Here is a 21578-nt window from a genome sequence, read left to right as displayed (position 1 = left end):
GCAGCATGAATCAAAAATCTCCATCCGGACACTTACTTTTACAATCTACCCCAAATTATAAAATCCGCTGTTTTATGCAAAAAGCAATTGCACTTCAGCAGAGTTTCCTGTTTCATACTCGTTTTGCTGAACCAGTTGAGGAAAAAATTTATGGCTAAGACGAGTAAAATCGTAAAAAACGAAATGCGCAAAGTAATGGCAAATAAATATTTTGCCAAGCGCATGGAGTTAAAAAAAATCATCCGTAATCCAAATACTTCATTTGAAGACCGCATGGCCGCGTTCGATAAACTTCGTAAAATTCCGCGCGATGCCAATCCGAACCGCATCATGAACCGCTGCCGTGTAACCGGCCGGACGCGTGCCGTTTATCGCAAATTCGGTCTTTCCCGCATCAGTCTGCGCGAAATGGCATCGCAGGGGCTAATCCCTGGAGTCATTAAGGCCAGCTGGTAAAATAGCGGCAATGGGTTCAGCCTGAAAACGCTTCGGAGTACCGAAGCGTTTTTTGTTTTAATTATTGCGTTTAAAAGGAAACAGCACAGTAGTTGATGGCATCAATTCTTTGCGCAATATTCTCCATCACTTCTTCCGGTATCGGCTGACTGACTTTCAAAATGGCGATGGAGCGCTCGCCGGTGTCGTCATGCGGATTACGAACATCGTCGATATTAATCCCCTCTTTCGCGATCGCGCTGGCAATTTCGCCGAGAACTCCGGTGCGGTCGTTGTAGGTGAAAAGGGCGATATTCCCGGACGGCTCAAAATAGAGTTTATCGAATCTGCCGGCGCGTGAAATCATCAGAACGCCTTCGGCGACAGTACCGCGCACACTGATACGGCGCAGGTTGTCTTTATCGGTATTCGCCATTAAGTCGATGGTGATTGAGTTGCCGTACCCTTTGCGTTCATCAGCATCGCGCACAACGTATTCGATACCCATTTCTTTCAGATATTCGCCGGCGGCTTTTTTATCCATCGAGCGGTCAAATTCTTTGCTGAGCGCAGCGGTAATCGGAACGATGAGCCAGTCGCTGAATTTACCCAGGTCGCCGTAAAATGTGGATTCAATGCGGTTAGGCTGCGTTCTTTTTCCGCCGAGCATGGCATAGGCAAGTTTGGTAATGGTGAAGGTGAGTTCGGGATAGGCTTCGTCAAGTCCTTCCGGGATATCACGGTTAACGATATAGGATGTGATGCCTTTTTCATCGAAATCGATGAGCTGTTCAGCAGCACGCTTCGCGGCATTAAAATTTGCTTCCCTGGTGGATGCACCGAGATGCGGTACCATAATATCAGCAATATCTGTTACTGTTTTGTCACCCTCAACATCTTTCGGATAAACATCATTCAGAAAGCGCAGCCCTTTTTCGGCTTTCAGTGCGCGCAGGTCGTCTTCGTTTACTACGCCGGCGCGTGCGCAGTTAATCAGCGTGGCCTCTTTTTTCATGAGACCGAGCAGATCTCTATTAATCATTCCGCGCGTGCTTTCGTTTTCGGGAATGTGCAGCGAAACATAGTCGGCCAGGCGGAAAAGATCCTTTAGGGGAACGAGTTTCACGCCAATGCGCTCGGCCGCTTCCTCGGACAGTACCGGATCGTATGCCAGCGCTGTGACTTCAAATCCGCTGAGGCGTTTGGCAACCAGGCGGCCGATGGCGCCGAGTCCGACAATTCCAACGGTTTTACCGGTGATTTCTCTGCCCATGTACGTTTTCTTTTCCCATTTTCCGGCACGGGTTGTCGCGTCTGCCGGAATCAGGTGGCGGGCATCAGCGAGCATCAGCGCGATCACCTCTTCAGCAACAGCATTGGCATTCGCACCGGGCGTATTCATTACATCGATTTTTTTCTGGCGCGCATACTTTATGTCAATCGTGTTGTAACCGGCACCGGCGCGGATAATCACCTTCAGTGCGGGCAGGGCATCGATCAGTGCTGCCGGAACTTTTTCGCTGCGGACAATCAGAGCGTAAGCATCCGGATGCTTTGCTGCCAGTGCGTTAATGTCGGTTTTTTCGTCCTGAACGACGATATAATTGCCATTGGCTTCCAGCAGCTCTTTGGCGACGGCATCCAGTTTGGTTGGAATTAATACTTTTTTCATGTACGGCTCCATTGAAAGTCAAATTGAGCCTATTACGTTAAACTTCCGGCGGAATTGAATCAAGTGCCGGTTTTATTTTTCGCGCGCTTGCTATGATCGATGCACTCTTTTATGGTGTGCGCATGAAACTGAATAAACTGATTTTGCCTTCTGTCGCGGCGCTGATTCTGTCCGGTTGCGGCTATACCGTAAAAAGTTCACTGCCGGCGTCTGTTCAGACGGTCGCCGTACGGGTTGAAAATAAAACCGCCGAACCGGCGATCGAAACGGAAGTGGTCAAAGCGCTGCAGGCTGAAATTCAAATGGATGGACGGCTCAAACTGAAATCATCTGATGACGCCGGCGCAATTCTGACAGTGACATTGAACCGGTATGATTTGACACCGGTAGCTTACGACCGGCGGAAAGGTTCCAAAGCCCGCGAGTATCGCGTCATGCTCACCGCGCGTGCTGTACTGTCCAATGCAGAAACCGGTGATGTGATCGCCGAAACCCCCGTTGTCCGCGGCGAAACTGATTTTATTTATGCCGCCGATTTGACTTCATCCAAACTGTATTCACTGCCGGCCGTCGCCGAACAGCTCGCCCGCAAAATTGTTAGCGTCACCGTAACAGCGTGGTAGTTTTGCGTTGCCACAAAAAACACAAAAATTAATTTGTGATTTTTTTGGCTAAAAAAAGTCTGCTCTAATTATTGGAACGGAACGCCGGGGCCGGAAGTCCGGCACCATTAATTAAATTCGGCATCGCTTCTTTATGCCACGCAAAACGCATAGCCGCCGGATTTTTTATTTCCGGTGAAGAAAGGATTACGCAGTTGCCGGAAATTTTCGCGTCCGCCGGTTTGAAAATTCCATCGTCGCTGGAAATTTCAAACCAGTCCGGCGCTTTGCCATCGCGCGTTGTTAATCCGTCGGCGGAACTGAATGTCACCTTAATTGTATCGCCGGTAATTTCCATTTTTTCAAACGTCGGGCCGGTGCAAATGACATTCATACCGTAGGTGTTGGCTTCAGCGAGCAGGGCGAGACGTTCACCTGGAATTTGTTTGTTTGGCGGATGAATATCGTTTAAGTCGCTGACGGTATCTGTAATAACCGCCATACCGGTATGCGGGATTTGTTTGACAATTTCTGCCTGTGCCTCCCAAAATTCCGGCAGCATCAAGGGATCGTCCTCACCATATTGATATGGAGCAAGCTGGACAAAATAATAAGGGAAATCATAGCCCCATAAATCACGCCAGCCATTCAGTAGCGCGCGCGTTTTTTTAAGATACAGCATGCCTTCAGCATGATTAGCTTCGCCCTGATACCAAATTACGCCACGAATCGCGAACGGTACGTTGGCGTGAATCATTGCGTTATAAATCCACGTTGGATGCTGCCGGTCTTTACGAAAATTCCCGGAAAGCTTCGGTACGGTCTGTGCCAGTTTGTAAATGTCTTCCAGTGATTCAACACTTTTAAATCCATTCAACGGTGTCCATGGCTCAATTCGTGTTCCGCCCCACGCGCTTTGCCAGAGTCCCATCGGCACATTTAAATCTTGTTGCAATTTTTTTCCAAAATAATACGCCACGCCGGAAAATTTTCTCACCGTTTCCGGAGTGCAGGCCATCCATGTTGTATCAATCCGTTCCTCCGGTATTGTCGAAAATTTAAGTGGTGTTTGATATAAACGGATTAAAGGAAGATCTGCTTTGGCAATTTCCGTATCGCTGTCTTTTGTGTCGCGCAGGAACAATTGCATATTTGACTGTCCGGAGCAGAGCCACACTTCACCGACAAGAACGTTGGTGAATGACGATTGCTGGTTGTCGATTGACGATTTAATAATCATGGTTTGCGGTTCGGCGCATGCCTCCATCGGATCTAATGTCACTTGCCACTTACCGCCCGCATTTGCCACTGTCATTTTTTTCTGCCCGGCGAACTCAACGGTGACTGTCGCACCGGGATCGGCGTTACCCCAGACCGGCACATTCATGTCACGCTGTAAAACCATGTTGTCAGAAAAGATTGACGGCAGCTCCAGCGGCACGGAAAACGCAGTGAACGAAACCAGCAGGACAGCAATGGCAGGAAACAGTTTTTTTAGCATCAGTAGTAATCCTTTCCCTGATAAATTCGGCTTAATATATAATGAACTCTCTAGTGATAGCGAGCAGACTTTTCTGCCGTCCGGCTCGCTGGTGAAGAAAGTTTATAATACTGGAATTTTCAACGGGAGCGATCATGCCTAACGTTGTCACATTCAGTTTGTCATTTCTCGTTCTGTCGGTTTCCCGAAAGGGTAACCATTCGTTTGGCGGCGTTATTGTGAGCTGCAATTGTATAAATGAACAGTATGGAAATTTCTGTTACCGGTACGCTGCTCCAGATACCGTTGAGTTGAAAAACGCCGGCGAGAAGCATCAGCAATGGAATTAACAAAACCCCGCCGCGTAACAATGAAATCATCATGGCCTGCTGTGTTCTGCCGCGCGCCGCGAGCAGGGCAGCGATGCCGGTGGCAAACGCCGCGCCGGACATGCCCCATCCAAGCGGATAGATGAAAATATAATCAAGAACGATGTTACTGACGGCTGAGACGAGCATGGCCGTCATCGCCAGACCCGGTGCGCCGGTATTGCGTGTGAATGGCAGAAAAATCTGATTAAAAATAAATCCGGCGGACATGAAAAAAATCATGCGCAGATAATTCCCGGCGTCGTTTACTGTTTCTGCATTTGCGCCGAGCCGTACGGCAATGTGTTTTGAGAAAATTCCGGCGCCGGTAAAGATGAGTGCAAAAATGATTCCAGCCGTGAGTGCTGCCATCACCGGTTCGCTGCGTCCTTTAGATAGTGAAAACAGCGTAGCGCCGCCGATTCCGGCGAGCAGCCCGCAGGCGATGATCAGTGCGTAAACCGGCAGGCATAAATTCAACGCCGCAAATGCGGTTGCGCCAATGCCGTTTGCTATGAAAAACGAATCGGCAAGCACATAAAGGGAGAATCCAAGCATTCCGGTTATGCCGCTGAGAATATAACGTCCGGAAACCTGAAAAATATTTCCGCGCAGAACAGCATTACGATCCATGAGTCTGTTTCCTCAGGAATATCTTCAAAGGCCTAATGATATTCCAACAGACCCCGGCGGGTCGCAATTCACATTAACAACGCATCATATTCCGTTGAACATGGTACAGGAATTTATAATTTCTGTGTTTTGCACAGCGCTTAATTTTCCGGCATGAAGCCGGCTTCATAAATGGTTTCGAAGCGGAGCTTATGTCTGGCTTCTTCGGCGGCGAGAGCGAGGAACATTTCCTGCAGTGCGGGTGCGGCCACAGCGCCGGCGAAGTCGATGTAAAGTTTGTGTGCCGACTCTTCGCGCTTAATGGCGTAGACGAGAGAATCCTGCAACGTCATTTCCGCCGTCGGCTGTATGTCGACAAGATAGGCGCTGATGTGCAGATCCGGTACGGCTGAGTTTTTTAAAAGCTGGATTTCACCCTCTTTGACGGCTTCGAGCCGGCGTTTGTGTCCGGCCTCCTCTTCGGCGAGGGCGATGAATGTTGCGCGCATATTTTTGTCGGCCGTCATACGCGCCAGGCTGTGGTACATCGCGAATGCCTCTTCTTCAAGTTCAATGGCGAAGTCAAGCGCGCTGTCAATAGAGTCAAAAAACTTCATCGTTTTCTCCTGTCCTTAATAAAAAAGTCCGCAACATACAAAACCCGGGCATGAAAGAAATCCTAAAACTAAAGAATGCAGTGTTATTGCAACCATGACTCAAGTCAAGAATCCGTTACACTGTGAGCGATGATCCTGTTAAGCACATGCAATTCACTGCGCCTGCTGTCAAGGGGATTGGAGTAGGTGTTCACCCTGATCTGCTCGGGTGTTGTCGCCGGCGTTTTTAATTTCGCAAGGAGACGGTGGTGTTTCCGAGTCCTTAGCGACATCGATCCGGCACGACCATCATCCTCTCCGCCGGACCCGTTTTACCCCCGGTAATGGAGAAGCACTGTGAAGCCGATCCGCCGGCGCTTTGAGTTCCTGTTCATACTGCCAGAAGAACTCAATAAGCTCCTTCCACAGACTCATCATATAAAATGCCGCCGCCCATCGCCTGGTAAAAAGCAACGGTATTAATCAGGCATTTGGCCTGGCCTTCGGTTAGATTGAGTTTGGTCTGAAGCCGATGTTGTTGTGCAATAAGCAAATCGTAATCGCTGGCTGTTCCAAGTGTATACCGACGTCGTGTTGACTCTAAAAATTTCTCTGAAGCGGAATCAGCAGCAGAAAAAGCCTCCAGTTGTTTGGAATCATTCTCCAATGCCCGCAATACATCGGCTGCGTTGCGAAGAGCTTCCAGAACGACGGACTGGTAGTTTGCCGCGGCTGCATCAAAGGCGGCGAGAGCCGCTCTCTTTTCAGCGGGCAAGCCTGGATTGAACAGGGGTTGTGTCAGCTGCCCCACCAAGCTCCAAACAGCGGAGCCACTGCCGAACAACGCACCGGTCGTCAATGCCTGCGATCCCAGGTCGGCGCTAAGGTTGAGTTGGGGATACAGTTTCGATATTGCAATCCCATATTCTGCGTTAGAGGCGTGCAGCAGCGCTTCAGCGCCGAGAATATCCGGCCTTGCATGTACCAGCTCAGAGGGGATTAGCAACGGCAGCTCCGGAGGCAGGGTGAAATCCTCCAAGGTAAACGACGGCAGCAAGCTCTCTCCCGGAGCTTTACCCACAAGAATGGCCAAAAAATGTTCGTTTTGTTGAAGCTGATAACGTAACGAATGCAGTTCGGCGCGCGTTTGCTCCAATTGTGTTTGCAAGGTTAACGCATCATCCGGTTCTCCATGACCAAGACGAATGCGTTCCCGGGTTAGTCCTTGTTGGTTTTCCTGCGACTTCAAGATGTTTTCTATAATTTCAACCTGTCTTCTCAGGCCGGCTTGAGTAATAGCCGTTGTCACTATATTTGCCGCCAATGTCAAACGAGCGCCTTCCAGTTGAAACTGCTGATAATCGCTCCGGGCGGCCAGAGCTTCCAGCATCCTGCGATTGCCTCCAGCCAGGTCAAATGTATATCGAACACCGATGCCGGCGTTGTAAAGACTGAATTCCCGCGCTTCACCGGCTTGTCCTAATGTTCCAGGATTGAAGCGTTGACGCCGGCCAGTCAAGTTACCCTCTAATTGTGGATAAAGTGTCGCGCCGGCCCTCGCCGCATAAAGCTCATGGGCCTGACGCAAAGCAGCCTCTGCCGCCATCAGGGTCGGATTACGCTCCAGTGCTTCGCTGATAAGCATTTCCAGTTTGTCGGCGCTCATCTCCCGCCACCAATATTTCGTTAGTCGTTCTACTTTAATAATGTTTTGCGGACCACCCAGTGTGGTGGGGGAGGCAGTCAACTTTGTAGCCATCGGAGTGGAAGTATACCCGGTCACATCAGGGGGCGCTGGGCGATAAAAATCCGGCCCTACCGCACACCCTGCTAGTAAAACGACATAAACGGCAAGCAACGTATAATGTGTCATTTTCTTTTTGTTCATATAAATGCTCCTCGAGGAGGCTTTCTGTACGGCCTCTTTGGGTAAATTTCATTCGAAGCTACGTCCTTCGCCCTCCTCTTCATAGGTCACCCCGTCACGGATATGATAAATGCGTTTAAAGGTAGGAATGATTTTTTCATCATGGGTGACGACAATAATGGCGGTCTTGAATCGTTTGGCCATATCGTTCAAGATCCGGATTACGGCCAGGGCGCGCTCACTATCGAGGGGAGCGGTCGGTTCATCGGCCAATATTACCGGGGGGCGATTCACCAAGCCACGTGCAATAGCCACTCGCTGCTGTTCTCCACCAGAGAGTTGAGACGGCATGGCCTTGGCGCGATGTTCCACATCAAGCGCTTTAAACAATTCTATTGCCCGCTTACGGGCCTCGGCATTCTGCATTCCGGCCAACATGGGCAGAAGGGCGACGTTGTCGGTGACATCGAGAAAAGGAATCAGATAAGGTGCCTGGAATACAAAACCGATCCGGTCCCGTCGCAAGGCACGAAGATCTTTGACCTTCCACCCGTCGTCATAAATAATGTCATCACCGAGTATCATTCTTCCGGCGGTCGGTTCGATCACTGCTCCCAAACATTTAAGGAGCGTACTTTTACCGGAACCTGAGGGACCGATCAGCCCAACGACCTCACCCGGCGCAACATGCATGTCGACGGTTTTCAGGGCATCAACAGCGGTATCGCCGCGCCCATAGCGTTTTTTTAACCCCTGGATACGGATACCTTTAGCAGTCATGTCAGCCCCCTATGGCTTCGGCTGGATCAACCTTGAGTGCAGCGCGAATGGCGATAATGCTCGACAATACGCAGATCGTAACCACGGCGATAAAACCCATAACGGAGTCAAGGGGTTGTAACAGCACATATTTTGGGAAGAGTGGCGCCATCACTAACGTTGCCGAGATTTTGCCCACCACAAAGCCGATCAAACCTAAAGCGATGGACTGTTGCATAATCAAACCGACAATGGTGCGATTCTTCGTGCCGATCAGTTTCAAAACCGCAATTTCACGAATTTTTCCGAGTGTCAGAGTGTAGATGATGAAGGCCACGATGGCGGAGCTGACCATTGCAAGGATCACCAGGAACATAAAAATTTGTCTGGCAGAGGTGGCGATCAGCTTACCAATCAAAATTTCTTCCATCTGGCTGCGGGTATAGACGGTTAAGCGCTTCCAGCGGCGGATCGATTCAGCGACTTCTTCCGGGGCATGGCCCGGTTCAACCCGCACCAAAACCGCATTGACGTAGGGGTTGGTGCTTTGTAAGGCAATAACCGCATCGAGCAGGCCTGGCACTCCGGGACGGTTAAAAGCAGGGTTCTCGGCCGTGCGTCGACGCTGCTCCCGGATGGCGTCATTATCTTTTAGAAACTGTGCTTCCTGAGCGTCTTTAAGAGGAATGAACACCATCGGGTCGCCATTGGAAGAGACCATCCTTCTGGTCAGGCCGACTATGGTGTAGTGGTTGCGTCGGATCCGGATACGGTCGCCAAGTTTAAATCCGGAAGTGATGTCGGCGACGGCCTCGTAATGGCTCCGGGTAATCTGGCGCCCCGCGACGAGATATGGCGGCCACCCGGGTGTCCCTGGTCCTCCAGGAGTGACGCCGGTAACCATGGCACGTACGTCACCATTTTGTTTTCCCACCTGCATGGTGAGATAAGTGATGTTTGCTGCCCGCTCCACCCCCGGCATGCCTCGAATCCCGCGCCAGATATCATCAAAGAGACTTGATGACTCAGCGTAGGGACCAAGAGTATCCTTCTGTACCACCCAGAGATCGGCACCGCTATTGTCGAGCAGCACTTTGGCATCATCCACCATGCCGCGATAAATCCCCGCCATCGACAGTGTGATGCCGATCAGCAGCCCAAGACCCATGCCGGTAAAGACAAATTTTCCCCAGGAGTGCATGATGTCGCGACCAGCCAAACTGATCATTGCGCCACTCCCTGAATATAGTCAACAACGTGAATCCGATGGCGCTTATTCAATGCATTTTCGCTGTAGGCCACTACCCGGTCACCAACCTCAAGCCCTTCAAGTACCTGCACATAGCCCTCTAAATCGGCTGTTCCCAGTGAAACCGGTGTAAAACGAAGATTACGATGTATTACCTGCCATACGCCCAACCTGCCATCGATGTGATGAATTGCGGCAGCAGGGATCACCGGTGCAGCCATGAGCGCCGGTAAGGTAATCGTTACTTCGGTCAGCTCGCCGATCGGCGGCATCGGATCGGGAAGTTGATCAAAGACAACTTTGGCCAGTATTTCCTCTGTTACTGCGTCTGCCAGGGGTTCAACTCTCAGAATACATCCAGTCTGCTGTCTGCCTGTCCGGGATCGTAATGTGATCCGGGCCGATAAACCGGCGGCGAGACCTTGTGCGCGAAGCTGATCGAAACGAACATTGACCCAAAGCGCATTTGGATCAATCAGCACCACGACCGCCTGACCCGCGACTACGGTGGTTCCCGGGTCGGCATCACGCGAGACCACCAAACCATCGACCGGTGCAATCAATGATAAATTACTGCGTTGTGCCTTTAGCGCCTCTCGCTCGGCACGTACACGGGACAGCTCTTCCTGTGCTGCGATCAATCCCGCTTTCGCAACCAGGAGGTCTTGCTGCTTGGCGGCCGCTATTTCCTCACTGGTGGAGCGCGCTTTAAGTAGCTGCCCGTAACGTAAAGCCTGTAACTGCGCATAATCTTTACGCGCCTGCGCTTCATTTAACTGAGCGTTTGCTCGATTCAGCAAGGCATTCTGCGCCCTGATACGTTCATCAAGATCCACCGGATCCATTTCGCCAAGTACCTGACCGGTCTTGACACGTTCACCAACGTGTACGTCCAGACGTTTAACCCGTCCCGCAAACGTGGGACCAATCTTGTAGGTATAACGGGCCTCAATGGTTCCTGTGCCGAATAGTTCCGGTGAAATGCTCTTGCTTTCGACGGCGGCCAATACAACCGATACCGGAGCAAGCGGTCCTGAACGCAAGGCCACATAGACAAAAAGTGCAAGCAGAGGAACAAGTACGGCGATCAGTGTCAATGTGGTTTTTTGGAAAGGCAATCTTTTCATGATGCACTCCTGATGCCCTGCTGATAGATGGCAAAAACGTTCGGTGCATCGCGACGCATATGGCTCACATCTCCAGCGATCAACGATTGCATAACCAATCCTTGAACAGTGCCGATGAAGAGCGTGGCTGCAGCCTTGCTATCAAGTGTTTCATCAAATTCACCGCAGCACTTTCCCTGTTCAAATAAACGATTGAGGTGTTTCCTATACCGGCGGATGAGCATTTGTGCTATTTGCTTGGGCGCGGTTTCTTCAGAGTGTTGCAATTCACCAAACAACATACGGGGAATACCGGGGTGCTCTGTTATAAAGTCCACATGCGCCATAAACATACGTTTAAGTGCGGCAAGAGGAGAGGGCTCTGCACAAATTTCTTTTTCAATGCGGGAAATTAATCGTTCGGCCACCCATTCCATAACCGCCTGTAAGATGGCAGCTTTATTTGGGAAATGACGAAAGAGCGCACCCTGGGTCAGTCCCATGCGTTCGGCAATGGAGGCTGTGGTAATTTCGTTCGGGTTCTGTTCTCCGGCCAGCTCAACCACCGCTTCCACCGTTAACGCCCGTCGTTTCCCAGCGGAAAGATATTTATTTGATGAGTTCATATTAGTTTCCACATAAAGTAAGTAATTGATTACTATCTTTGTTTTTCATTGAGATTTGTCAACCGGTTTTTTTAAAAAATGTCTTTCAGTTTTAGAAATGGTAGGTTGTAAACGCAGGTATCCGGTTGGAGTTTGTTTGATTCATACCGCGATCGGTATAGATACCCCCGAGTAAACTCGGGGGTCTTTTTTCATCACAGCTCCTCTCGGAGCTGACTTGAACGCCGCGAAACTTTGCGTTCGCGGCAATCAGGAGGCTCATTCATCCACGGCTAAAGCTGTGGTGTTCTGTCTTCGCTCGCATAAAACTTCTATGAGTTAATACAAAAACTTTTTTTGAGCTTGTATGTCGCTGTTTGAAAAGTTATCATAATTTTGTCGAAATTAGAAAATACTGGTTTCCGTGCGACTACGCCGGCGGCAGGCGGGTTCGCAAAAACAGAATGCCGTGAATGGTTACGAAAAAAGGTAGGGATAAGATGTATACTCGATATCATAGAGCGCAGGAGAAGTCCGTCGTGCGGTGTATTGTTCTTCATGTCTGTGTCGGTCTTGTTCTTCTGTTCCCTTGTCTGGCGGCCGCCGGTCTGTTCACGGGGGCCACGTTCACTGAGGACTTCGAGAACGGCTTTGACGGATGGACGCTCTGGCATGGAAGTGGAACCACAGACTGGCGCATTTCGACACCGCTCGTTGCGCACAGCGGAATGAATGTCGCCTATTCCTCTGTGCTGGATGCGTATCGCACACAGGCGATCATCTCGCCCGAGCTGACCGCCGGGGATTCAGCCGTTTTGGTCGATTATTACCACCTGTACAACAACCAGGGGAGTGACGAGGTATCGCTCAAGATTTCGGTCAATGACGGCGCTTGGCAGATGGTCAAGCTCTATCCAACCGCCGGCAATGGAATCCCTAGAACGGTTGGAATGTACGCAGCGCAAGTCCCGAATTATCTTACGAATATGTCCGTTTACCTGCACGAGACGATCGATCTCTCCTCCTTTCTATCCGCCAACGACACCTTTAAGCTGATCTTCTACACTGGCGCGGATTACAACTACCCGTCCCCCGGATGGGCTGTGGATGACATTACCGTCACCGGTCTGATCCCCGAACCGGGGGCATCGTCCCTTATGATCTTCATCTGCGCGATTATTTTCCTGCGCCGGTGGTGGATCGAACGGCGGTGAGTACGTGATTGCGCAAGGAGGTATTCCGGCAGTCGTCCGGATCATCGCTCTGCCGCTGATATATTGCGGAGTCAGTATAGCGCCGGTAAAATGTGGGGCAGGCACTTCTACCTGCCCTTTTTCATACCGGTAAAGTAAAACGTCCGGATCAAATCAAGGTGAACCGCTCAAACTGATTGCGGATCAACTTCGCAGTATCGCAGCTACTGTGACGGGCATCATTGTTACAGAAACACCGCGCAGCCTAATGGTTAAGATCTTGTTCTAAAAATTCCATCGGCTTCAGTGCCGGCACCGGATCCGTTTTCAGGGTGAGGGCGCCGACGGGGCAGAATTTTACAATATCCGGCAGGTGTTCGTCGTTAATTAAAACCAGCTGCCGGTCGAGCGCCGGTTTGACGCGGGCTGAAAATCCGCGTCCGGCAAACCCCATGCATGGACTGTCAAGCAGTTCATCGCACGCGCGCACGCAGTTACCGCACTGAATACATTTATGTTCTTCATACACAACCACGGCGTGCGAATCGTCTCGCCGGTACTCGCGCCGTGCGCCGGCATAGCGGCTGGCATCCACATCGCATACTGTCGCGCAACTGCGCAGGGCGCAGTCGCGCGCGTCTCGGCAGCCGCATTCCATACAGCGCCGGGCTTCAGCGCGCGCCTGTTCAACGGTGAACCCGGTTTCGACCTCTTCAAATGTTTTCGTGCGCTTCTCTGTGTCGAGGTGCGGCATCGGAATACGCGGCGATTTTTCAAACCGGTCGAACACCGCCGCCGGAATTTCATGCAGCTCACCCATGGTATGATTATAGTATTCCGGCGCGCCGGAAACGGGTTCACCGCGCAAATACTGATCAATCGCAAACGCGGCGTGGCGTCCGGCCGCCACGGCATTCACCGCAATATCGGCGCCGGTCACGCAGTCGCCGCCGGCAAACACTCCGGCGACAGATGTCTCACCGGTTTTTTCATTGGCAAGAATCGAGCGCCATTTCGTTGTTTCAAGTTCCGGCACGGCGGAGGCATCCACCGTTTGCCCGATGGCGGTAATCACCGTATCCGCCTGGATTTCAAATTCAGAATTTTGCACCGGCACCGGCGACCGGCGTCCGGAGGCATCCGGTGCGCCGAGCTCCATGCGAATGCAGGTGAGTTTCAGCCCGCTGCCAGACGGTTCAATTTTCACCGGCGCGGCCAGCGGTTCGAGTGTTATGCCTTCTGCGAGCGCCGCTTCAATTTCTTCGTTCCACGCCGGCATTTGCTCGCGTGCGCGGCGGTAGAGAATGCGTACATCGCCGGCACCGAGCCGCAGTGCGGTGCGCGCCGCGTCTATTGCCGTATTTCCGCCGCCGACAACAATCACCCTTTTTCCGACGGTCTGATGTTCATCGCGCGAAATGCGTTCGAGAAATTTAATGCCGCTTTCAACGCCGGCGAGCTCTTCGCCCGGCGTGCGCATCAACGATGCTGTCTGCGCGCCGAGTCCAAGAAACACCGCATCAAATATGTCGCGCAGTTGTTTGAATGAAATGTCCCTGCCGAGTTTCTGATTGAAACAGAATTTGGCGCCGAGTTTTTTAATGACGTCAACTTCGCTGTCAATCACGTCGCGCGGCAGGCGGTACGACGGAATTCCATAGCGGATCATGCCGCCGGGATTTTCGTGCGCGTCAAACACAGTGCACTGATGCCCCATCAGTTGCAGATAAAAGGCTGCCGAAAGTCCGGCGGGACCGGCGCCGACGATAGCGATAGTTTTTCCGGAGGCAGGGCGCTTTGCCGGAATTCTTTCTCCGGCCTGATCCGCCGCAAAACGTTTCAGCTGACAGATAGCGATCGGCTCTTCAACCAGCTGCCGGCGGCAGGCGGTTTCGCACGGGCGCGTGCAGACGCGACCGAGACAGCCGGCGAGCGGCATATTGTTTTGGATCAGCTCCAGCGCCGCAACATCGTCGCCGGCGGCAATAAGACTGATGAATCCCGGAATATCAATTCCGGCAGGGCAGGCGGTCATACAGGGGCCGAGGCAGTCGCCGAAATGATCGGACAGTAAAAGTTCAAGGCAGGTCTTGCGCGCCGATTTTACGCGGTTGTTTTCAGTATTCACCACCATGCCTTCGGTGATGACGGTGGAACACGCCGGCACGAGTGCGCGGCGGCCTTCAACCTCCACCGCGCAAACGAAACAGGATGCAAACGGTTTCAATTTTTCATTATGACAGAACGAAGGCACATAAAATCCTTCTCGCCGCGCCACCTCCAGGAGGGTGGTTCCTTCCGGCGCGGAGACCGGCTGTCCGTTTAAAATTAAGTTCACATTTTTCATGGTTAAATTTGAAAATTTTTTGTCGAAGGTCGGAAAACACGGATTTTTGGCTGCCAAATTTTCGACGTTAAGACCTGCGACCTTTAGTCTTTAAGACGTTCTTGTCATATTACTTTTACCGCTTCGAAGTTGCAGACATCGCGACAGACGCCGCAATGGATGCAGAGTTCCTGATTGATCACATGCTGTTTTTTCGGTGCGCCGGCGATGGCATTCACCGGACACTGTTTGGCGCAAACGGTACAGCCGGTACATTGGTCTGTGATTTCAAACCCGCACAGATTTTTACATTTTCCGGCACGGCATTTTTTATCGTGAATGTGTTCTTCGTATTCGTGCCGGAAATAGCGCAGGGTGGTTTGCACCGGATTGGGCGCGGTCTGTCCGAGCCCGCACAGGCTGGTATCTTTAACTTTCACAGACAGCTCTTCGAGTTCAGCGATATCTTCCGGCCTGCCGTCGCCGTCGCAGATGCGCGTTAAAATTTCGAGCATGCGTTTGGTGCCGATGCGGCAGAAGGTGCATTTGCCGCACGATTCATGCTGTGTGAAATCAAGGAAATAGCGCGCGACGTCGACCATGCAGGTTGTATCATCGAGCACAATCATTCCGCCGGAACCCATAATGGCGCCGGTGCGCATCAGTTCGTCATAATCAATATGTGTACTCGCAAACAGCTCTGCCGGTATGCAGCCGCCGGACGGACCGCCCATCTGCACCGCTTTCACCGGACGTTTGGTGCCGGTGCCGCCGCCGATCTCTTCAATAATTTCGGCGAGCGAAATGCCCATCGGAACTTCAATCAGACCGCTGCGTTTAATTTTTCCGGCCAGCGCAAAAACTTTGGTGCCCTTTGATTTTTCGGTGCCGATGGCAGAATAGGCTTCAGCGCCGTTACGGATAATCCACGGCACACCGGCCAGCGTTTCAACGTTGTTGATGGTTGTCGGTTTGCCGAACAGTCCGGACTGCGCCGGAAACGGCGGGCGCAGGCGCGGCATGCCGCGCTGACCTTCAATCGACGCCATCAGCGCCGTCTCTTCACCGCATACAAATGCGCCGGCGCCTTCTTGAATATGAAGCTCAAACGAAAAATCTGTGCTGAGAATGTTTTTGCCGAGGTAGCCGCGCGCTCCCGCGTCGGCGATGGCCATTTTCAACCGCCTGATCGCCAGCGGATATTCGGCGCGGCAGTAAATATATCCTTCGTTTGCGCCGGTGGCAAACGCCTGAATCGTGATGCCTTCGAGCACCGCAAACGGATCGCTTTCCAGCGTCGTGCGGTCCATAAATGCGCCGGGGTCGCCTTCGTCGGCGTTACAAATTACATATTTTTTTTCGTTCAGCTCTTTCAGGGCAAATTTCCATTTCAATCCGGTCGGAAAACCGGCGCCGCCGCGGCCGCGCAATCCGGATGCAATCACCGTTTCGCACACATCCGCCGGCGACATGGTTTTCAGCACTTTCTCCAGCGCCTGATAGCCGCCCGCCACGAGATACGCATTGAGCGATTCCGGATTAATTTTACCGCAGTTTCCGAGTATGATGCGGTGCTGCTTGCCGGTAAGCTGAACAAAATCCGGCCTTGAATCGTCGGCAATCCACTGTGCAACCGGCGTGCCGTTCCGCAGATGATCGGCAATAATTTTATTCAGTTTTGCCGGATTCACCGCCATGTAAAGGAACTGCTTTCCGGCGGCATCCGTTACGCGGATTTGCGGCTCCGCATGACAGAATCCGAGACAGCCCATGATGCTCAGTTCGGCATCTACTGTGCCGGCGGCGGCAGCCGCATGCAGCCGGTTGTAAACGTTTTGTGAACCGGCGGCAATGTTGCAGCTGCTCATGCCGACTGCAATTTTAAAAGGAGAGACGCTAGACATGGTTTTTTATCGGTTAAACGTTATTCGTTGCTGGTTCATTCATTCTTTGCACTTCGGGCCTTCGCTCGTGGCTTTTTCTCTAAATTGTCAATCAGTGCGGCAGCAGATTTACGATCCAGTTTTGCATGCGCCGCTTCATCCACCATCACCACCGGCGCGAGCGAGCAGCAGCCGACGCAGGCGACGGATGACAGCGTATATTTTCCGTCAGCCGTTGTTTCACCGTCTTTAATCCCCAGCCGTGTTTCCAGTGCTTCCGTTAAACCCGGCGCACCGCCGACGTGACACGCGGTGCCGTGGCACACTTTAATAATGACTTCACCGACCGGCTCCAGACGGAACTGCGAATAGAAGGTTGCCGCGCCGTAAAGCTGGGTTTCTGTCATATCCGTGTGGGCAGCGATGTATTCGATCGCCTTCTTCGGAATAAAACGGAATTCATTTTGCACCGCCTGCAGCAGCGGAATCGCCAGTGCCGGATCACTGCCGATCTGCTTGATCAGCTTCGCCACCTTTTTTTCAATATCACAACGACAATTTGCCATAACAAAAATACTTTCGTATTAAAAAATGTAAAACAAACCATAATTTGATGATAGTTCAAGTCCTGAACACCGGCAGCACAAACTTAAACTCAATCTAAGAACAGCACAGTTGTTTCTGCAATCCATTTTCTTGCTTGTCTGCCTGTTGTCCGTAACCTATACTGACATCGCATTGGAGTTATATTTACTACATAAAGGAAACCGGTAACGTGCAACAGTTTGATGATAAACAATGGAAGACGCTGAAACAGAAACTCATGCGGTCAAAACAAATTCCGGACATGAAAATGGGTGAGCCGGAGAAAGAATATGTTTCATCGCGCGGCCGTGATATTCTGGAACTTCACGCCACCGACTTTGTCCGCAAACGCCTGGCGCCGGCCGAACCGAAAAATGACGGTTTTCAAACTCCGTCCAAAGGACATCCGGTGTTCATTGCCCAGCATGCCACCGGCACCAGTGACCGGGCCAAGCTCGCAAAATTTCATAACATCCGCGCCGGCGCTGCAATGACGGAAAAACAGATTACGTATGTGGTTGGAATTATTCTGCGCTGGATCGAGGATCAGGTCGGCAGCTTTACTTGAATTACTGCCGGCTCGAAAAAAAACTTTCACCGGCGGATGAATGTCATTACAGTTCCCTGAAGATTGTAATTTTCAGCCGCATGGATCCCGAAATCATAGTACGCAATAACCACCCTGTCAGCCGCCGGCATATCAGTTCCGCTGCCTTGAAGGTTTTATATGGATTGAACGATGCCGGTTACACCGCATATCTCGCCGGCGGCGGTGTGCGCGACCTGCTGCTCGGGCGCGCGCCAAAAGATTTCGATATCGCCACCAGTGCTACACCGGAAGAGGTCAAAAAAGTATTCCGCAACTGCCGGCTCATCGGTCGCCGGTTCCGGCTGGCGCACGTCTATTTCCGTAACGAAATCGTTGAGGTTTCCACCTTTCGTGCGCTCAATCCGGTGTCGAATGCCGAAGACGATACATTTCTTTCTAAAGACGGGCTTGTCCTGCGCGATAATGTATTCGGCACTCCCGAAGAGGATGCTCTCCGGCGTGACTTCACTATGAATGCGCTTTTTTATAACGTTGCCGATTATTCCATCATTGATTACGTGCACGGCCGTGACGACATCCAGCGGCGTATCATCCGTGTGATCGGCGATCCGGATCAGCGTTTTATTGAAGATCCTGTCCGGATTCTGCGTGCTGTCCGTTTTGCCGCCTGTCTCGACTTTACTATCGAACAGTCAGCGCAGGAAGCCATCCGCCGGAATGCTCCTCTGCTCGAAGGCTGTTCGTCATCACGGCTCTACGAGGAAATTCTGAGACTCTGCAACTGCGGCCGCTCCGTCCGGTTTTTTCAGCTGTTTAATGAACTCAACGTTCAGGAACATTTATTCCCCGAACTTTCTGCGTGGATGAAAATGCCGGATGGCGGCAGTAAAACGCACTGGCTTGAAAAAAGTTTTTTGCAGATCGACCGCTGGCGCGCCGCCGGCATATTGATTGATCCCGCTCTGTTTTTTACGCTCATTTTTGGCGAATATCATGAATGGGCTGCCGCACAACTCATGAAATCCGAAAACCTTTCACTTGCGGCCGCGCTGCAGGAAGCTGTTGCGCGGCATTTGCGGCAGATCGACCGCATTCTCATTCCAAAATCTGTGACTCACCGCATTGCCGAAATTATGAGCTGCCAGCCGCGGTTTCTGCGCATCACGCCGAAAAATTATCAGCGCTTCAGTACGCATCGTGCATTTCTCGACGCATTTCTATATTTTAAATTTTCCGCACGCACCACCGGCTGCAACATCGCCGAATTTGAATGGTGGGACAAACAGCGAAAACGCTAAAGCGTATTAAGAAAAATTATAGCCACAAGAAACACAAAAATACACAAAAGTGTAATGTATCGCAGGCATCTTTGCCTGCCTTGGGAAATCCGTAGATAACGCAGATGAATGCAGATGTTTAAACCACGGGATACACAACACACACGGAAGTTTTGCAGAAAGCATCAGGCATTCATGGATTAGCAGAGAGGCAGAGTAGTAGACGCGGCGCCCTCGCCGCGTTCCGTGTTCAGGGTTTTCAGTTTACAGTTGAGAGTTGAAAAGTTCTCAGTGTGCTCTGCGGTTTATCAATTATTCGGCCCATAATTATTTGGTGATTTTTGCGGCTATACATTAATTTAAGGGTCATGACTAGGACAGAGGCCGAAAAAAGGCTGAAGTCTAGTTATGGCAATAAGAAACAAGTATATTTATCGTTCAAAAATTTCTGAAACTGAATTTCGCCAATTCGTCAGGCTTTTTTGTGTGGATTTAAATGCCACTCAAATTGCCCGGGTTGCTGGTTTAAACCGAAACACTGCAAACAGGTTATTACAGGGAATAAGAGAACGAATTGCCCTGGCCTGTGAAGCTGAATCGCCTGTTTCTGGCGAGGTTGAGGTTGATGAAAGTTATTTTGGTGCCCGCCGTGTTCGTGGTCTTAGAGGGCGAGGAGCCAGAGGAAAAACCATCGTATTTGGCCTCGTTAAAAGACAAGGCCGTGTTTATACAGAAATAGTCCCGGACTGCTCCAGAGCGACCTTGCAAGGTATTATTCGAGGTCGTGCAGACCCTGAAAGCGTTATTCATTCTGACGGCTGGCGTGGCTATAAGGGTCTTGTGGACCTTGGCTATCAAAAGCGTTATCGAGTGCAACACGGAGAAAATGAATTTGCGAACAAACCGTGTCATATTAATGGAATAGAAAGTTTTTGGGCCTATGCCAAGACTCGTCTGATTCGTTTCAGAGGGATGCAAAAACACACGTTCTATTTTCATTTGAAGGAATGTGAATTCCGGTTTAATCATAGGCACGAAGATTTGTATAAAATAGTCTTAAAAATGTGCAGAGAAAAACCTCTGTCCTAGTCATGACCCTTAATTTATTCTTATCGCGAAGAGCAGAATTGCCATTCCCTGTGGGCACTGCTTCCACAGGCTCAGTCCTGCCGGCTCAATTCATCAGTATAAAAAAGGCAGACAGGAATGTCTGCCCGCGTTTAGCGGCGCTCGCCGGCGGATGCCGTTATTTTTCAATTCGTGCGGCGGACAGCTCAACGTGTGCCGGTCCCGCCGAAACAATTCACCTGAAAACATCTAATCCGCAACGCCGGCGGCGCGATTTAATGCAGCAGTGATATTTTGCGCAAAGTCCTGCCGGATCGCAGTGGTGAGCGCCTGAGTCGTTTTGGCTTCGGCTTCGGCCACTGCATAACGTTCCGAATGTTTGTCATGGAATCTAACGAGTGTACGGCCGCTACGATCAGCCAGGCGCAGTGTGAGCGTATATTTTATATCGGCATTGCGGTGATCTTTGGTCTGCGAAACAGAAGGCTCGAATTTTCCAGTAACGAAAAGCGTGCCGTTGGTTGCCGGGGTTAATCCGGCGGCACGGACGGTTTCAGTGATGAGTCCGGAAATAATGCCGGAAGTGTCGTTTTCAATGGAAATACGAACGGTTGCGACCGTCGATGCCGCTGCTGCCCGGGCGAATAAGTCGCTCAGCGAATAACCGGGGTCAAAATCCGCCGCAGCTAACGGATACAGCAGCGCGGTGCGAATAATCAGCAGTTGATTCTGCATTGCGGTGAGTGTTGCCGCCCGGCAGAGCGCATAGCGGCTGAAAGGATCGAGCGGCGAAATCTGTTCGGCGCGGGCGGTGAGGGCGCGGACTTTTACAGCACCGGCTTCCATGCCGGATGCAAACGGCCGGGCTGTTTCGCCGCGATCGGCGTAAGCGATGGTGTGCGTGGTTTGATTGGAATCAGTATAATTTTTGCCGATTTTTATTTTTGGCACCGGAATTTTTTCCGGTTGAACCGGTGCCGCCGGATTATACACCGGCCGGAAATTCGCCGGCAGCCCGAACGCTGCGTAGGTTTGTCCGGCAATCCGGCGCGATTCCTGCATCTGAATATTATATTTCAGCAGCACGTTTTCTTTTGCTTTTTTCTTCGCCGTATGGAGATTCATCCCGGATCCTTTAGCGAAAATATATTGATCCGGCGGATAAAACCGCTCCGGGAAATAGACCCACTCCGGTGTTTTTTTCGGTGTGCTGCCCGGCGTAAGGCACGAAACGGAAAGAAAACAAAGCGGAAGCAGAACACTGGGCAGAAGTTTTTTCATGTATTGTATAATGAACTGTTTCATACCGGAAAAACAGCAGAAAATTTTTTGACCGGATGGGTGA

The 21578-nt window shown here is 51.2% G+C and carries 20 protein-coding genes; 7 read left to right on the top strand and 13 right to left on the bottom strand.

The window, feature by feature from the left end; translation table 11 throughout:
• The first annotated feature begins 5 nt into the window (after positions 1-5).
• Together WC959_08410 and rpsN are read left to right on the top strand one after the other, a co-directional pair.
• Entirely contained in the window at positions 6-158 is a 153-nt protein-coding gene (locus WC959_08410) for a hypothetical protein (GenBank protein ID MFA5689154.1), read from the top strand.
• Positions 151-456: a 30S ribosomal protein S14 gene (gene rpsN / locus WC959_08405; protein ID MFA5689153.1), complete on the top strand. Its 306-nt coding sequence runs from the start codon at positions 151-153 to the stop codon at positions 454-456. Before WC959_08410 ends, rpsN begins: the two co-directional genes overlap by 8 nt.
• A gap of 70 nt (positions 457-526) precedes the next feature.
• Here rpsN and WC959_08400 read toward each other — a convergent pair whose 3' ends face one another.
• Positions 527-2107, bottom strand: coding sequence for a 3-phosphoglycerate dehydrogenase family protein (locus tag WC959_08400; protein MFA5689152.1), 1581 nt, complete (start codon positions 2105-2107; stop codon positions 527-529).
• A 122-nt stretch (positions 2108-2229) separates the two neighbouring features.
• Here WC959_08400 and lptE point away from each other — a divergent pair, with 122 nt between their 5' ends.
• Complete coding sequence (gene lptE, locus WC959_08395; GenBank protein ID MFA5689151.1) at positions 2230-2730, top strand: LPS assembly lipoprotein LptE; 501 nt, start codon at positions 2230-2232, stop codon at positions 2728-2730.
• A gap of 64 nt (positions 2731-2794) precedes the next feature.
• On the opposite strand, the gene WC959_08390 is transcribed toward lptE, so the two are convergent.
• From WC959_08390 to WC959_08355, 8 genes are all read right to left on the bottom strand, one after another.
• The gene (locus WC959_08390) at positions 2795-4210 is read right to left on the bottom strand and encodes a sialate O-acetylesterase (protein MFA5689150.1); all 1416 of its coding nucleotides are present in this window, start codon (positions 4208-4210) and stop codon (positions 2795-2797) included.
• A gap of 161 nt (positions 4211-4371) precedes the next feature.
• Positions 4372-5190: an MATE family efflux transporter gene (locus WC959_08385; GenBank protein MFA5689149.1), complete on the bottom strand. Its 819-nt coding sequence runs from the start codon at positions 5188-5190 to the stop codon at positions 4372-4374.
• A 140-nt stretch (positions 5191-5330) separates the two neighbouring features.
• On the bottom strand, positions 5331-5786 hold the full coding sequence (locus tag WC959_08380; GenBank protein MFA5689148.1) for a ferritin family protein: 456 nt from the start codon (positions 5784-5786) through the stop codon (positions 5331-5333).
• 388 nt (positions 5787-6174) lie between these two features.
• Positions 6175-7653, bottom strand: a complete 1479-nt coding sequence (locus WC959_08375; GenBank protein MFA5689147.1) for an efflux transporter outer membrane subunit — start codon at positions 7651-7653, stop codon at positions 6175-6177.
• Between the two features lie 48 nt (positions 7654-7701).
• Positions 7702-8412 carry an ABC transporter ATP-binding protein gene (locus WC959_08370; GenBank protein ID MFA5689146.1) on the bottom strand — a complete coding sequence of 237 codons (711 nt, stop codon included), beginning with the start codon at positions 8410-8412 and terminating at the stop codon, positions 7702-7704.
• A gap of 1 nt (position 8413) precedes the next feature.
• Entirely contained in the window at positions 8414-9619 is a 1206-nt protein-coding gene (locus tag WC959_08365; protein ID MFA5689145.1) for an ABC transporter permease, read from the bottom strand.
• Entirely contained in the window at positions 9616-10767 is a 1152-nt protein-coding gene (locus tag WC959_08360) for an efflux RND transporter periplasmic adaptor subunit (protein MFA5689144.1), read from the bottom strand. The genes WC959_08365 and WC959_08360 overlap by 4 nt, the downstream gene beginning before the upstream one ends.
• Positions 10764-11372, bottom strand: a complete 609-nt coding sequence (locus WC959_08355) for a TetR/AcrR family transcriptional regulator (protein ID MFA5689143.1) — start codon at positions 11370-11372, stop codon at positions 10764-10766. The genes WC959_08360 and WC959_08355 overlap by 4 nt, the downstream gene beginning before the upstream one ends.
• A 518-nt stretch (positions 11373-11890) precedes the next feature.
• Between WC959_08355 and WC959_08350 the strand changes: the two genes are divergently transcribed.
• Positions 11891-12565 carry a hypothetical protein gene (locus WC959_08350; protein ID MFA5689142.1) on the top strand — a complete coding sequence of 225 codons (675 nt, stop codon included), beginning with the start codon at positions 11891-11893 and terminating at the stop codon, positions 12563-12565.
• Positions 12566-12809: 244 nt separating this feature from the next.
• Here the strand turns inward: WC959_08350 and WC959_08345 are convergent, their stop codons facing one another.
• The 3 genes from WC959_08345 to nuoE all read right to left on the bottom strand — a co-directional run bounded on the left by WC959_08345 (position 12810) and on the right by nuoE (position 17319).
• Positions 12810-14882, bottom strand: coding sequence for an FAD-dependent oxidoreductase (locus WC959_08345; protein ID MFA5689141.1), 2073 nt, complete (start codon positions 14880-14882; stop codon positions 12810-12812).
• 113 nt (positions 14883-14995) lie between these two features.
• The gene (nuoF, locus tag WC959_08340) at positions 14996-16738 is read right to left on the bottom strand and encodes an NADH-quinone oxidoreductase subunit NuoF (GenBank protein ID MFA5689140.1); all 1743 of its coding nucleotides are present in this window, start codon (positions 16736-16738) and stop codon (positions 14996-14998) included.
• A 71-nt stretch (positions 16739-16809) separates the two neighbouring features.
• A complete protein-coding gene (gene nuoE, locus WC959_08335) occupies positions 16810-17319 on the bottom strand; it encodes an NADH-quinone oxidoreductase subunit NuoE (GenBank protein ID MFA5689139.1) in 510 nt (169 codons plus the stop codon).
• Positions 17320-17528: 209 nt separating this feature from the next.
• On the opposite strand from nuoE, the gene WC959_08330 reads away from it, so the two are divergent.
• The 3 genes from WC959_08330 (at position 17529) to WC959_08320 (ending at position 20254) form a co-directional block, all read left to right on the top strand.
• The gene (locus WC959_08330; protein ID MFA5689138.1) at positions 17529-17906 is read left to right on the top strand and encodes a DUF4186 family protein; all 378 of its coding nucleotides are present in this window, start codon (positions 17529-17531) and stop codon (positions 17904-17906) included.
• Positions 17903-19186, top strand: a complete 1284-nt coding sequence (pcnB, locus tag WC959_08325) for a polynucleotide adenylyltransferase PcnB (protein ID MFA5689137.1) — start codon at positions 17903-17905, stop codon at positions 19184-19186. Before WC959_08330 ends, pcnB begins: the two co-directional genes overlap by 4 nt.
• Positions 19187-19573: 387 nt before the next feature.
• Complete coding sequence (locus WC959_08320) at positions 19574-20254, top strand: IS1595 family transposase (protein MFA5689136.1); 681 nt, start codon at positions 19574-19576, stop codon at positions 20252-20254.
• Positions 20255-20482: 228 nt separating this feature from the next.
• Here WC959_08320 and WC959_08315 read toward each other — a convergent pair whose 3' ends face one another.
• Positions 20483-21538: a hypothetical protein gene (locus WC959_08315; protein ID MFA5689135.1), complete on the bottom strand. Its 1056-nt coding sequence runs from the start codon at positions 21536-21538 to the stop codon at positions 20483-20485.
• Positions 21539-21578: the final 40 nt, after the last annotated feature.

The sequence above is a fragment of the Kiritimatiellales bacterium genome, from assembly GCA_041656295.1.
In the GTDB taxonomy this organism is placed as follows: Bacteria; Verrucomicrobiota; Kiritimatiellia; order Kiritimatiellales; family Tichowtungiaceae; genus Tichowtungia.
This window is presented reverse-complemented; position numbering and strand designations above follow the sequence as displayed.